Below are 14,694 nucleotides of genomic sequence, written 5' to 3' on the forward strand. Positions count from 1 at the left end.
CACATCTTTAAACGGGGATTCTGCAGTTGCGGGGCGCTATGCTAGCACAGATGACGAAATCAATAATGATAATAAAACTCATTGATATTCAACTGTGAGCAACCGCAAGAAACGCCGCCACACGCGGGGTAATCCCCGTGCCTGGCGGCGAGATGACGGGCGCGATTACAGCGTGCGCAAGATCCGGTTCAGCAGCGGCCCCAGCACTTTGAACGACGCCGGCGAAACGATATCGACATGCGCGCAGTCCAGCTCGTGCGCCTGCAGCGCATCGACGTACTGCGACCAGGTCTGCTGCACGTCCATCCCTTCCTGCAATGTGCGTTTGGCGACGAACAGCGTCGCCTGACCGCGGAAGCGGGCGGTGCGCGTGTGCGACAGCAACCGCACCGAATCGGCGTAGTTGGCTTCGATGTTGTCGAACATCGCGGTGCGCGTCTCGCCCAGCGCCGGATCGAGCGTATCCTGCGACACCGCCAGGAACTGCTCGCGCTCGCGCTGCACTTCCTTCAACACGTTGTCGTCCAGCATCACGTCCCAGTTTTGGGTCTCCGGCGGATAGGTATCCAGCAGGCCGAGGAACGCCACCTGCTCACCGCGCGCCTGCAGCCGGGCGGCGATGCCCTGCGCCAGCGTGCCGCCCAGCGAGTAGCCGATAAAGTGGTACGGCCCGTGCGGCTGTACCTGCAACACCGTCTGCAGGTGGGCATCCACCACCTGATCCATATCTTCGCTCAGCGCCAGCGGCCCGTCCGGCCGCGGCGACTGGATACCGACCAGCGACCAGTGCTGATCGAGATAGCGCGGCAATACGCTGAACTGCCAGGAGAAACCGGACGCCGGGTGCAGACAGAACAGCGTCGGCCCCTCGGTGACGCGCAGCGGCAATACGCTGTCGAATCCGCTGCGATCGGCCTCTTCCTGCGTGCGATCTTCCGCCAGCAAGGCCGCCAACTGCTCAACGCGCGACGCCACCATCACCTGGCCGACGGACACCGCCTTGCCCAGATCGCGGCGCAGCTCCGCCGCCAGACGCATCGCCAGCAGCGAATGGCCGCCGAGCGCGAAGAAATCGTCGTCGGCGAACACTTGCTCGCGCTGCAGCAAGCGGGCGAACACCGCCGCGATCTCGCTTTCCAGCCCGGCCTGCGGCGGCCGTCCTGCCTTGCGTTCACCGCCCTGCGGCTGCGGCAAGGCCTTGCGATCCAGCTTGCCGTTGGCGCTCAGCGGCAAATCGCTCATTTCCACCAGCGCCACCGGCACCATGTGCGGCGGCAGACGGTCGGCCAGCGCCGCGCGCAGGGATTCCGCATCCCAGTTCGCACCAGGCTGCATCACCAGATAGCCCACCAGCTGGCGCGCATCGCCGCCGGCGTCCACCGGCGTGCCCTGCAGCACCAGCGCGTGCGTCACCGCCTGGCGCACGCCCGGCAGCGACAGCAAGGCATGGTCGATTTCGCTCAGCTCGATACGCTGCCCGCGGATCTTCAGCTGATCGTCGCTGCGGCCCAAATATTCCACCGCGCCGTCCGGCAGCCAGCGCGCCACGTCGCCGGTGCGGTACATGCGCCCGCCCTCGCCGAACGGATCGGCGACAAAGCGGCTGGCGGTCAGATCCGGCCGGCCAAGGTAGCCGTGCGCCAGCTGCACGCCGGTCAGATACAGATCGCCCGCCACGCCCGGCGGCACCGGCCGCAGGCGCGCGTCAAGAATGCGCAGCCCGGTATTCCACACCGGCAGGCCGATCGGCACGTTGGCGCCGGTCACCTTCGCCAGCGCCTCGCCGTAGGCCGGATGCCAGGTCACGTCCACCGCCGCTTCGGTCGGGCCGTAGAGGTTGTGCAACGGCACCGCCGTGCGGCTTTGCCACAGGCGGCACAGCTCCGCCGGCAGCGCTTCGCCGCTGCAGAACACCTGGCGCAGCGCGGCGCAGCTCGCCACCGCCGCGTCGTCGTCCAGGGCGGCCACGAAAGCCGCCAGCATCGACGGCACGAAGTGCAGCGTGGTAATGCGATGTTGTGCGATCAGCTGTTGCAGCTGCTGCGGGTCGCGATGCGCCTCCGGCGGCGCCATCACCAGATGGGCGCCCACCATCAGCGGCCAGAAGAATTCCCACACCGAGACGTCGAAACTGCACGGCGTTTTCTGCAGCACCGCGTCGTCCGCCCCCAGCGGATACTGGTGTTGCATCCACAGTAGGCGGTTGACGATCGCCTGATGGCCGACCAGCACGCCTTTCGGGCGCCCGGTGGAGCCGGAGGTAAAGATGATATAGGCCGCATGGTCCGGCGTCGGGCCCGCGATCGCCACCCCGGCGGCGTGATCGGCCGCCAGCGGCGCGTCATACAGCAAGATTTCGCCCTTGTCGGCGAAGCGCGCCTGCTGCGCCGGGTTGGTGATGACCAGCCGCGGCGCGGCGTCTTCCAGCATCATCGCCAACCGCTCGTCCGGATAACCGGTGTCCAGCGGCAGATAGGCGGCGCCCGCTTCCACGATAGCCATCAACGCCAGCGACAGGAACACCGAACGCGGCAGCGCCACCGCCACAATGTCGCCCGGCCGCACGCCCTGCGCCACCAGCTCGCGCGCCAGCGCCGTGACCTGCTCGCGCGTTTCGCGGTAGGTAAAGCTGAAATGCGCATCCGCCAGCGCCGGCGCGTCCGGCGTGGTTTGCGCCTGCTGCGCCAGCAGCTGGCTCAGCGTGGTCGCCGGTACCGGGTGCGCCGTGTCGTTGACCCGCGCCAGCAGCGCGTGATCGTCGGCGGTCAGCATATCGGCTTCGCCGATCGGCAACGTTGCCTGCGCGGCGAACTGCGCCAGCAGCAGCGGCAACCGCTGCAGATGCGCCTGCAGTTCCTGGCGGCTGTAACGCTCGGCGTTGGCCAGCAGTTCAACCTTCAGCTGATGGTGCTCGTCGATAAACAGCGCAATCTCCAGATCGCGCACCGGCCCGGAGGCCAGATCGTGGGTGATGCCTTCGATACCGGCGAAGTCCAGCTGGTAATCGAACATTTTGAAGTTGAAGACCGTGCCGTACAGCGGTTCGCCGTCGCCGATGCGCCCCAGATCGCGCTGCACCTGTTCGGCGTCGTAGCGCTGATGGCGGCGCACCGTTTTCAGCTCGCGGCTGATGCGGGCGGCGGCCTCATACAGCGTGGCCTGCGGCTCGAGGTGCATCTCCATCGGCAGCACGTTGATCACCGGGCCGGCGGCGCACAGGGCGGCCGATCCGGTACGGCGCATGAAGATAAAACCGGCGCTGAAGCTCGGTTGGCCACTCAGGCGCGATACCCACAGCGCCACCAGCGCCACCGCCATATCGGCGGCGTTCAGCTTCTGCTGCGCGCCGCACTGCACCAGTTCGGCAAAGGCCTGCGGATCGCAGCGCTGTTCCAGCCGGTGGATGCGCGGCGTGGGGGTTTGCCCGGCCAGCGGCTGCGGGCAAAGGGTCGCCGGCGGCGGCAGCTGCCGCGCTTTTTCGAGCCAGAAATCGGCGTCGCGCTGCCAGGCCGGCGCCTCCCGGTAAGCCTGGTATTCCGCCACCACGTCGCTGAACGCCGTGAAAGGCGTCGGTTCCAGCGCGTCGCCGTGGCAAAGATGGGTGTAAATCGCCGCCACGCGGCGAGCGATGGCGGTGAAGCTGAAACCGTCCACCAGCAGATGGTGATAGCGCTGATACCAGAACCAGCGGTCATCCGCGAGGCGCATCACCACATGGCGATACAGCGGCGCGCCGCTGCCGGCGCGCAGATCGCTCGCCAGATCGATATCCATCAGCGCGCGCGCGGCGGCTTCGGGGTCCGGCGACGTCGTCAGATCGACGAGTTCCGGCTCGTGCACCGCCAGCGCGTCGTCCAGCCATTGCACCGGCACGCCGTCGCGTTCCGCAAAACGCAGGCGCAGCATATCCACCTCGCCCAGGCCCTGGGTAATGGCCTGCAGCAGAGGCTCTACGGCAATGGGGCCGTTGAGTTCGATGGCGTGGGCCACCGCGTAGGCATTGCGATGCGGGGAAATTTGATCGGCGACCCAGATGCCGGGTTGCGCCGCGACCAGCGGCCATTCGCCCGCAAGCGCCGGGCCGCTGAGAGAGTTAGGGGTGTGTGACACTGCTTATTGCTCCCGTGATTACCTGGCGCCGGCCACGCCTCGCGTGCTGCGACCGGCAGAATGTCTTGCCAATGCTGTTCCAGCCATTCGGCGCACGCAGTGCGCGCCGCCGGGCCGAAGACGATCGTCCACTCGGACGGAATGGCGCGGAAATCCGGCCACAAACTGTATTGTTGTTGTACGTTGCGCAGCACCAGGCTGCGCTGCTGTTGATCATCGAACGGATTCAGGCTTTCCATCATGTGTTCCTCGTGCCGTTGCCGTCGCCGATGCCGGATAAGCGGTGGCGAAAGCGGAAGCCCAGACCGCCTGCAGCCCGTCGGTCAGGCCGCTGCGCCAGCACAGCGCGTCGTGCCCGCCTTCCACCACCCGGTAGTGCACCCGATGGCCGGCGTCGCTCAGACGCGCCGCCATTTCGCCGCTGACCCGGTGCACCAGCTTTTCCTGCGAACCGGCTTCCATAAATACCTTCAGCGCGCCGTGGTTGCCCAGGCCATGCCGTTCCACCTGCTGCATCAACCAGCAGGCGTCGTCGGGAATGCTCGGCAACTGCAGCATGTCGCGCCGCGGCCACCAGTAGGAACCGGACTGGGTGATCACCGCGCCGAAGCGCTGCGGCCAGCGCAGCCCGGCATACAGGGAAGCCAGGCCGCCAAAGCTTTGCCCCGCCACCACCGTATCGGCCGGTTTGTCGCTGTGCGGCGCCCAGTCGGCCAGCTGCGGCATCAGTTCTTCCTGCACCGCCAGCCAGAAGTCGTCCTTGCAGGTCAGTTCGCGCGACCGGTGCGGCAGATCGATAATGTCGATCAGCACATACACCGCTTCCGGCAATGCCCCTTCACGGGTCAGCTGCATCAGCGGCTCCCAAACCGGCATCTGCTTCGCCCAGAACTGGCCGTCGAGCAGAATAGCCAACGGACGCTCGGCCGGCTTGCTGTCACCGGTGGTGTAGATCCAGACATCGCGGCTGTTGCCCAGGCGCTCGCTTTGCCAGGTATGGCGCTGCAAACGCGCCGGCAGCGGTGGCGTACAGCGCCCGCTGGCGATCTCGTACTCGTCGAACGAGCGCCATACCGGCTGCGGCGGCGCATCCGGCATGTGCAGGCCGGAGACGCTGTGGCCGCTGGCGCTTTGCCAGGAGCGATACGGGTTGAGCAGATCGGGGGTGGCGCTGGCGAACACCTGGTGCCACCAGTGGCGCAGGTTGTGCATGTTGGCGTGCGCATCGTCGCCGCTGAACGCCGGCGGCCGCTCGTCAAAGCAGGGGATAAAGCAGTAGCTGCCGCGCCAGGCGCCGCTCAGCTCGGTCTGCCAGTACCACACGTCGGTGCCGGCCAAACGCTGCAGGCTTTGCGGCGGATTCGGCTGATGATGGTCGGTCAGGCAGTTGATGTTGATCCACACGCGACGGTAGGCGGAGGTCAATTCGCATCCCTGAGGATCGCGCCAGAAAAAGGTGGTTCGCCAACGGCCGTTACCCGCCGGTTCTACCCATGGCGTACCGCGTCGTGCCACCGTCAACCACCACCCTGGACTGCCCGCATTGCTGCTGGCCAATAATCTGCTGCTTTCTGACTGTAGTTCTGTATTCACAACGCCTACCCATTTTGTAGTTGGCGGCACCGGGAACGTCGACTTTTCCCTATCGCCGGCCACCGCCCGAACGCACTGTACGCCAAATACTATTGATAATAATTTGCATTTGCAATAGTGTGTAAGGCTTGGAGATCGTGCTGGTATTGCGCGCAACGGACAGGGATCGGGGATACATCAATGGCATCCCTTGCCGCAGCCGATTTTCTATTTCCGACTACACAAAAACTACAACCGCCCTTCCCCCCGTTCGGCGAGGGATGGCAGCAAGGTAGGACACTCAGATGAAAAGCAAGCTATCACGTTATTCTTTAGCCACTCTTATCGGCTTGGGATTGGGCGCGTCCGCGTTCGCCAACGCCGCGCAGCAGACCGACACCACCACCACGGAAGAAAACAGCGGCACCACGGATAAAAAACCGCGCGGCGAAGACACCATCGTCGTGACCGCCGCCCGGCAGAACCTGCAGGCGCCGGGGGTGTCCACCATCACCGCCGACGAGATCAAAAAACGCCCGCCGGCGCGCGACATCAGCGAACTGATCCGCACCATGCCCGGGGTTAACCTGACCGGCAACTCCACCAGCGGCCAGCGCGGCAACAATCGCCAGATCGATATCCGCGGCATGGGCCCGGAAAACACCCTGATTCTGATCGACGGCAAACCGGCCTCCAGCCGCAACTCGGTGCGTCAGGGCTGGCGCGGCGAGCGCGACTCGCGCGGTGATACCGCCTGGGTGCCGCCGGAAATGATCGAACGCATCGAAGTGCTGCGCGGCCCGGCCGCCGCGCGCTACGGCAACGGCGCCGCGGGCGGCGTGGTCAACATCATCACCAAGAAGGCCGGCGATGCGCTGCACGGCTCGCTGAACGGCTACTTCAACGTGCCGCAGCACAAGCAGGAGGGCGCCACCAAGCGCACCGACTTCAGCCTGTCCGGCCCGCTGAGCGATTCCCTGAGCTTCCGCCTGTTCGGCGGCTACAGCAAAACGCAGGCCGACGCCTGGGACATTAACGAATCGCATAAATCCGAACGCGTAGGCGCCTACGCCAACAGCCTGCCCGCCGGGCGCGAAGGGGTGGTCGATAAAAACATCGACGCCTTGCTGCATTGGGACTTCGCCCATCTGCAGTCATTGGAGTTCGAGTATGCCTACGGCCGTCAGGGCAACCTGTATTCCGGCGATACCCAGAACACCAATACCAATGCCCTGGTGCAGAGCAACTACGGCAAAGAGACTAACCGCATCTACCGTGAAACCTTCGGCCTGACCCACCGCGGCGCCTGGGACAACGGCGTGAGCACCAACAACTACGTGCAGTTCGAGCGCACCCGCAATACCCGCCTGAACGAAGGCCTGGCCGGCGGCACCGAAGGCATCTTCGACACCAAAAATACCGGTTTCGGCACCACCAAGCTGGACGACTTCCTGGCGCACAGCGAAGTCAGCGTGCCGTTTGAGCTGGGCGTTTCACAGACCGCCACCCTGGGCACCGAGTGGACCCAACAGCGGATGAAAGACGGCACCTCCACCAGCCAAACGCTGATGGGCGGCACTATTCCCGGCATGGGCAACGGCACGCGCAGCCCTTACGCTTCCGCGCATATCTTCTCGCTGTTCGCCGAAGACAACATTGAGCTGACCGACACCACCATGCTGACGCCGGGTCTGCGTTACGATCTGCATTCAGAATCCGGCAACAACTGGAGCCCGGCGCTGAACCTGTCGCAGGAACTGGGCGACTACTTCACGCTGAAAATGGGTATCGCGCGTTCTTACAAGGCACCGACCCTGTACCAGACCAACGGCAACTACCTGCTGTACAGCAAAGGCCAAGGGTGTGCGGGCAGCGATGTCAGAAACGGCTGCTACCTGCTGGGTAACGACGATCTGAAGGCGGAAACCAGCGTCAACAAAGAGATCGGGCTGGAGTTCCATAACGAAGGCTGGCTGGCCGGCGTGACCTACTTCCGCAACGATTACCACAACAAGATTGAAGCGGGTAACTCGCGCATCGCCACCAGCAGCACCGGTACGGCGGTCTATCAGTGGGAGAACGTACCGAAAGCGGTGGTACAAGGACTGGAAGGCTCGTTGAACGTGCCGGTCAGCGAGACCGTCACCTGGAGCAACAACGCCACCTACATGATCGAGAACAAGAACAAGACCACCGGCGATTACCTGTCGGTGATCCCGAAGTTCACCGTCAACTCGACCCTCAGCTGGCAGGCTACGCAGGATCTGTCGATGCAGTCCACCCTGACCTGGTACGGCCGTCAGAAGCCGAAGAAGTACAACTACCAGGGTAAACCGGCCACCGGCGGCGAAACCCGCGAGGTCAGCCCTTATGCCGTCGTCGGCGCCAGCGCGACCTATGACCTGACCAAAAACGTCAGCGTCACCGCCGGCATCGACAACCTGTTCGACAAACGCCAGTTCCGCGCCGGTAACGCGCAGAACGTGGGCGACCCGATTACCGGCGCGATCAACATCGCCGGCGCGGGCGCGGCCACCTACAACGAACCGGGCCGTACCTACTACATGAGCATCAACACCCACTTCTGATGACATGATCCAATAACAAAGGGGCGCCGCGGCGCCCCTTTTTTTATCTTTCCATTCCGTTACTTGGTATGCAGCTGAATGCGCACCACGCTTTCCGGCTTGCCGGCCTTGGTGGAAGCGCCGTCGTTTTTCACCGTCACGAACAGCGCGTCGCCTTTCGGATCCAACGCCAGGCTGTTAGGGTGCGGCGGCAGGTCTACGGTTTGCAGGCGCTTGAGCGTTTTGGCGTCGAACACCGTCAGCGTGCCGGCGCCATGATCCACGCGCACGCCTTTGCGGTTGGCGACATACAGCCGCTGGCTGCGCTCGTCGAGCAGCAGGCCGATCGGCACCTCATCCGTCAGCTCGCTGGCCAGCACCTTGCCGCTGTCCGCATCCAGCGCAAACACCCGATGGCCGCTGCTGCGCTTCACGTAGTCGTGCCCCAGATGATGGTTGCGGTAGTCGTCGCGATCGATGCCCTGATCGACGCCCAGCAGGCGATTGCTCGCCGGGTCATACACCAGGTTCAGCAGCTGATCGGCCTGCACTTCGTGCGTGGCGGTGATCGCCAGCGTGTCGGCGTTCAGGGTGATCACCTGCCCCTGCATGTTGGAAACGAATACCCTGCGGCCCTTCTCATCCAGCGTGATGCCCACCGCATTGTAGCCAAAGCCCGGGATCACTTTCTCCAGCTTGCCGGCCTTGGTATCGACCACGTACAGCACGCTGTCAACGCCGAAGCCCAGCCCCGGCAGGAACAGGCGGCCGCTTTGCGCGTCATATTTGATCTCGCGGAGGCGGTACAGATAGTCCTCGGTGATTTTAAACTTCTTCAGCTCCGCCAACAGGAAGTCCAGACGCTTGCCGCTGATGCCCGCCTGCTTGTAAGCCTGCTCCAGCACCGCTTTGTCCAGCAGCTTGATGCTGCCCAGCGCGTGGTTGGTGGTGGTGTCCACCACCCCGACTTCGCCGTTGAAAGCCTGCGTCAGGTACAGGCGATTGCCCGCATCGTTCAGCGCCACGCCGAAGCCTTTCACCTGCAGCGGGATCTCCGCCTTGATCGCCAGGGTGTTGGGATCCAGCCGCAGCACGCGGGAGCGCGCCTCTTCCTTCCAGTCCGGCGCGCTGACGAACAGCGCCTGTTGCGAGGTGCTGTAGGCCATCTCCACCACCGTCGACGACAGCGCCTCGCGCTTGATGTCCTGCGGTTTGATGCCGGCATCGTCCGCCTGCGCGGCGCCGGCGACCACCAGAGAGGCCGCCACCAGCAGCGACAGTAACGCGCGCGGGGTTGCTAGGGTTCCAGACATCCTTTTATCTCCTTGAAAATCATGCTTTCGGTTAGAGTGAAACAACGTCATGCCTGCGGCCCGGGCGGCAGCGCCGCCAGAGCGATATCGCCAGCGATGTGCTGCGCAAACTGGGTAAAGACGTGCTGAACGCCGTCGGCGATCAGATTGGCCTGCTCCCGGCTGTAGTGGTCCTGACGGTAGGTCATCATCACCCGCAGGGATTTTTTCCCGGCCAGATCGTCTTCCATCACCTCAAACTGCAGGCCGAGCAGCGATTCGGCTTTCTCCGGCTCCACCTGACGGTAGGCGATCGCGCTGCCGTCCTGCAGCCGGAACTCGCCGTTCAGCTTGATGCGGCTGTGGATCTGGATAAACACTTCAAACATGTGGTTCTTGCGGTCGGCATCCACGCCGAACAGCCCTTCCTCCACCAGATCGATCGGAATATCGGTGTACGGCAGCGAGCCATTGATGGTGTTTTTCACCTGGCTGACCAACCCGGCCACCGTCAGCCCCTCGTCGAAGCGCACTCGGTGCACCACTACGGTGGTGAAGTAGCCGACGGTATCGAAGAACTCGGCGTCGTTACGGCCGGAGGTCGAGGTGCCCACCAGCAGATCCGCCGGGCCGCCGAGCAGGCGCAGCGCCGAGGTAATCCCGGCATACACCACGTTGAACAGCGAAGCGTTGTTGCGGCGGGCGAGCTGATACAGGCCTTCCGCCACGGCAGGATCGACCTCGAACTCCAGCCAGCCGCCGTTGACGTCCGCCGGTGCCGGCACCGCCGGATGGGTGGACGCTTCTTGCCGGAAGATCGGCTGGCCGACCGGCGCGCCGCGCAGCGCGTCGAGCCAGTAGTCCAGATGTTGCTGCTGCACCCCGGAGGCCCGCTGCTGCCGGGCGAAAGTGTGGAACTGCGGCGGTTGCCCGCTCCACTGCGGCGTCTGGCCGACGACGCGATGGCGATAGGCGACGCCCAGCTCATCCATCATCAGGTTGAGCGACCATTCATCCAGCACCACATGGTGGAACAGCAGCGACAGCAGCTGTTGGCCGTTGTCCGCATCGCGCAGCAGCGTGACGCGCAGCGGCAGCTCGGCGGCCAGATCGAACCGGTGCTGGCCGGCATCGGCCAACAGGGCGGCGGCGTTGCCCGCCGGCGTCTCGTGGGAGAAGCGGAACCACGAGTAGTCCGCAAGTTCGGCAGCCGGCACCACCACCTGCACCACTTCGCCCTGCTGCTCGACGAAGCGTGAACGCAGCACGGTATGGCGAGTCATGACGTCGATAAACGCCTGACGCAGCGCCGTTTCATCCACCGCATCGAAGAAGCGCAGAGAGAACGGCAGGTTGAAAATCTCGTCATGGCCGAAGGCTTCATACACCTTCCACAGCGATTCCTGCGCCAGCGACAGCGGCGCCTGCGCGCGATCATGGTCGTCGGCGGTGGCCACCGCGGCATTCGGCTGCGCGACGTTCAGGCGTTTGGCGTAGCCCGCCAACCCGCGCGCCGTCGGATGGCTGAACAGATCGTTAATGTTGATTTCGATCTGATGCAGGCTCAGCAAACGGCCGATCACCCGGGTAGCGACCAGCGAATGGCCGCCGCGATCGAAGAAGTCTTCATCCAGGGTCATTTCCGGCTCCACCAGCGCCTCACGGAACTCCTGCAAAATCAGCGGTGCAACGCTTTCGTCTGCGTCGCCGTTCGCCGCTGGCGCGGCCATCGCCGGGGAAGCGGCCTCAGCCACCGGCAATGCGACGGCAATCCGCTGCCCGGCCAGGAACGCGCTGAACTGCTCCAGCAGGAAAGGCGCCGCGTGCGGAGACAGGCGCGGGTCGGTGACCAGCTCCAGCGTCAGCGTTTCTGCCTCCGGCAACCCCAGCAGCAGCGCCAGTTCAAACGGCGTATGCAGCGGCGGCAGCAACAGGCGTTCGGCGTGAACGCCTTCCAGCCGCCACTCTGCGGCCAGATCGTCGCGCCAGGCCACCAGCAGCTGCGCCCGTTGCGGGTCCGGCTGTTCAGCCACGGCCTGCGCCAGCAGCCGCTGCCCGACGTCGCTCTCGCCATGCTGCACGGTCAGGCGCATCAGCGGCGCCGCCGTCAGGCCAAGCTCCAGGCCGACGAACTCCGCCGTTTCTGCGGCCGGCACGCACAGCTGCACCGCTTGGCCGCCAGCCTGCGCGGCGACGAACTCGGCAAACCGTGCCGCCACCGCCGCCAGCAAGGCCCGCGGCGTGTCGTTGGTGGGCAACAGCGAGCGCTCAATACGCGTGACCACGCGCGAGCCCACCGGCGGCAACGCTTCAGCGCGCTGCGCCGGGCTGCGGTAATCCTGCAGCGAGACGGCCTGGCGCACCCACGGCAGCTGCGGCTCCGGGGTTTCCGCCAGCTCGACCGGCGCCACCGCGAAAGGCAGAGGCATCGCATCCCCGTTGTAACGGGCGGACAGCATCGCCGGCAGGTGGCGCCACGGCAGCGTTTCCGCCAGGATGTCATGCAAGACCACGCCCAAAATCACGTCATCGCCCGGCGTGAGCAACAGCAGGCAGCGCAGCGGCGCTTCGCTTTCCAGTTCAAACGGCACCGCCTGCGCCTGCAGCAGGCAACCCATGGCATGTTGTTCGTCCGCCACCTGACGAAGGCTCACCGGCAACGGCGCCGAACCGGTTGGGCGTTTCACCAGACCGTTTTCGTCATCAAAAACGTAGCGCACGTCCACGCCCGGCGTTTCCCGCACCAGCGCCTGCAGCGCCGCCGTCACCCGGGCGATATCCACGTCCCCCGTCAGGCGCCAGGCCAGCGCCCGCTGCCCGCGTGCGTCACCCTGCTGCAGATGGGCGAACCACGCCCGCTCTTCGGCTTCGCTTACCGGCCGTTCGCCGTCCGCCGACGCCGCGCCCAGCGCCTGAAACGCGCTCTCCAGCCGCTGGGCCTCTTCATCGCTCAGAATGCTGTCAAAATCACCGATCACTGCGTTATCTCCTTTGCCCGGCCGTGCCGGGATAGCGCATAAAAAGGGGGACATTCGTCCCCCGTCATCGCGATAGCGTTAGAAATTCAGCTCAACTGCTGCGCCGACCAAGCGGCCTCGCTGAAGAGTCGCCGTGTAGATGTCGTTGCTTCTGACCATCTCGCGGCGGTCTGAATCAAACAGGTTTTTCGCATACAGCGTGGCGCGACCGTAGTCGAAGGTGTAAGCCAGCTGGGCGTTGGCCGTCCAATAGGAGCCGATGCGCCCGCGCGAGTCGTTGTCGTATTGCGAATAGTAGGAGTCGGTAAATGCCACGTTGCTACTCAGCTCCCACCCTTTCAGGAACTGATATTTAGCACCCATGTTGGCGGTGTAAGCCGGTGCGCGCGCCAGCTCATGCCCTTCCACGCCGCTGCCCGAGAACTTCTTGATGTCGGTTTTCAGCAGGCCGAGGTTGCCGAACAGCTCGAAGTCCCAGCGCGGCTGCCAGGTGGCACCGATTTCCGCGCCGTAGGTTTCCACCTTGTCGGCGTTACGGATCACGCTGGAGTTCTCACCCAACGAATAAGGCAGCTGCATATCCTTGTAATCGTTGTAGAAGATGTTACCCGTCAGCACCACGTTGGCGTCTTTCAGGTGATGGCGGGTGTACAGCTCGTAGTTCCACACATACTCGGAACCGTAGGTATAGCTGACCACCGGCGTACCGATCGTGATGCCGCCGCCGCCGGCGTTATAGCCGCGGGCGATCTTGGCGCCGTAGGTTTGGGTATCCGTCGGTTTCCAGGCCACGTCCAGCTTCGGCAAGAACACCGTATAGGTTTCGTCGAAGTCGATGCGCACCGCCTGGCTGCCGCCGTCGCGGCGACGGTGTTCGCGTTCCAGACGGCTGGCGGCGGTCACGTCCACCTGCGGCGTCAGCGCATAGGTCAGCTCGGCGAACGCCGAATGGGTATCGGTTTTATCTTTGAAGGTCGATCCGCCAAAGATGTTGACGAACTCATCCTGCGTGCCGTGGAAATAACGCAGCCCCGCCAGCCCGTGCAGGCGGCTGTCCGCGCCGCCGAAGCGCACCACCGGCTCTACGTGAACTTCCTGGCCGTCGATCTCGGCGTATTGGATGTTGTAAGCGGTCGGCCGATTGATATTGAAATCGGTATAGATAACGCGGTTTTCAAACGTCAGGGCATCGGAGGCCTCCCAGGCCAGATCCCAGATGGTGCTGTTCATGTTGCTTTTGAACACGGCGCGGCGCGGATCGTGACGCGGATTGGTCGGGTGCGGCTGCGGGTTGAGGCTTTCGTTCTGTGGCGCGGTGCTGCCGAAGTGGTTAAAGGTCAGCTTGGTGGTCAGATCGCGCAGGCCGGCCGGGTTGAACAACAGCTTGGCGCGGGCAGTGGTGGCTTCCACTTCGCGCGGGTCGCCCACCGGCGCATAGGCCGGCAGATCGGCTTCGCTGCGGCGGCGCTGGCGATCGACGCTGACGCGGAACGCCAGCTGATCTTCCACCAGCGGGCCAGATGCCATGGCGGCCAGCTGTGAAGAGTGCTGGTTGCCGGCCCCACCCTTGAAGGCGCTTTCCCACTCGAAGGTCGGATCTTTACTGGCCATGACGATGGCGCCGGCGATGGCGTTGCGCCCCTGGATGTAGCTTTGCGGGCCGAGGAACACTTCGACGCGATCCAGATCCCACAGCGACTGCGGGCCGAACGCCTGTTCGTTATAGGTCAGCGAACGGCCGTCCAACGACAGATTAAGGCGCGGACGGGTGCCGCTGAGGAAGGCGTTGGCGCCGACGTTCGGGCCGGAGCCGTCGATGCCGCGCACGGTCGGGAGTTCGTTGCCGATGCCCAGATCCACCACGTTGGGGGTCATGCGCAGCAGATCGGGGATCTGCACCGCGTCGGGCATCGAGGCGATGCGGTTGCTGTCGAACACCTGCACGCTGGAGCCAGTGTCGAAAATGGAACGTTTGATCTTCTCACCGGTGACCAGCAGCGTTTCCGCGTCCTGGTAGGTTTCGTTGCTCTTGGTTTCCGCCGCGTTGACGTTACCGATCGCCAGTGAACAAACCCCTAAAAATACGGAGGAAAACGCCCCAATGGCTTTCAACCCCGCTTTTTCCCCGTTTCCTACGCTTTCATGCCGTTGAGCCGCAAAATGCTTGCCCATAGA

General features: G+C 64.3%; 6 protein-coding genes and 1 pseudogene. 1 reads left to right on the top strand and 6 read right to left on the bottom strand.

From position 1 onward, the window contains the following. Positions 1–165: 165 nt before the first annotated feature. The 3 genes and pseudogenes from WCL58_RS11330 to fes form a co-directional block, all read right to left on the bottom strand. Positions 166–4,110, bottom strand: coding sequence for an enterobactin synthase subunit F (locus WCL58_RS11330; protein WP_141957737.1), 3,945 nt, complete (start codon positions 4,108–4,110; stop codon positions 166–168). A gap of 35 nt (positions 4,111–4,145) precedes the next feature. Beyond that, positions 4,146–4,349: pseudogene (locus WCL58_RS11335) on the bottom strand (MbtH family protein); the annotation flags it as partial. After that, a complete protein-coding gene (fes, locus tag WCL58_RS11340) occupies positions 4,324–5,703 on the bottom strand; it encodes an enterochelin esterase (RefSeq protein ID WP_072271055.1) in 1,380 nt (459 codons plus the stop codon). The pseudogene WCL58_RS11335 and the gene fes, both read right to left, overlap by 26 nt. A 284-nt stretch (positions 5,704–5,987) precedes the next feature. Between fes and WCL58_RS11345 the strand changes: the two genes are divergently transcribed. After that, positions 5,988–8,270, top strand: a complete 2,283-nt coding sequence (locus WCL58_RS11345) for a TonB-dependent siderophore receptor (RefSeq protein ID WP_141957735.1) — start codon at positions 5,988–5,990, stop codon at positions 8,268–8,270. Positions 8,271–8,329: 59 nt separating this feature from the next. Here the strand turns inward: WCL58_RS11345 and WCL58_RS11350 are convergent, their stop codons facing one another. From WCL58_RS11350 to WCL58_RS11360, 3 genes are all read right to left on the bottom strand, one after another. Next, positions 8,330–9,562: a YncE family protein gene (locus WCL58_RS11350; RefSeq protein WP_141957733.1), complete on the bottom strand. Its 1,233-nt coding sequence runs from the start codon at positions 9,560–9,562 to the stop codon at positions 8,330–8,332. A 47-nt stretch (positions 9,563–9,609) separates the two neighbouring features. Beyond that, a complete protein-coding gene (locus WCL58_RS11355; RefSeq protein WP_336851161.1) occupies positions 9,610–12,519 on the bottom strand; it encodes a condensation domain-containing protein in 2,910 nt (969 codons plus the stop codon). 78 nt (positions 12,520–12,597) lie between these two features. Then, positions 12,598–14,691: a TonB-dependent receptor gene (locus WCL58_RS11360; protein ID WP_025304960.1), complete on the bottom strand. Its 2,094-nt coding sequence runs from the start codon at positions 14,689–14,691 to the stop codon at positions 12,598–12,600. Positions 14,692–14,694: the final 3 nt, after the last annotated feature.

The sequence above is a fragment of the Serratia sp. TMDUHS_CL genome (genome assembly GCF_037137105.1).
Taxonomy (GTDB): domain Bacteria; phylum Pseudomonadota; class Gammaproteobacteria; order Enterobacterales; family Enterobacteriaceae; genus Serratia; species Serratia nevei.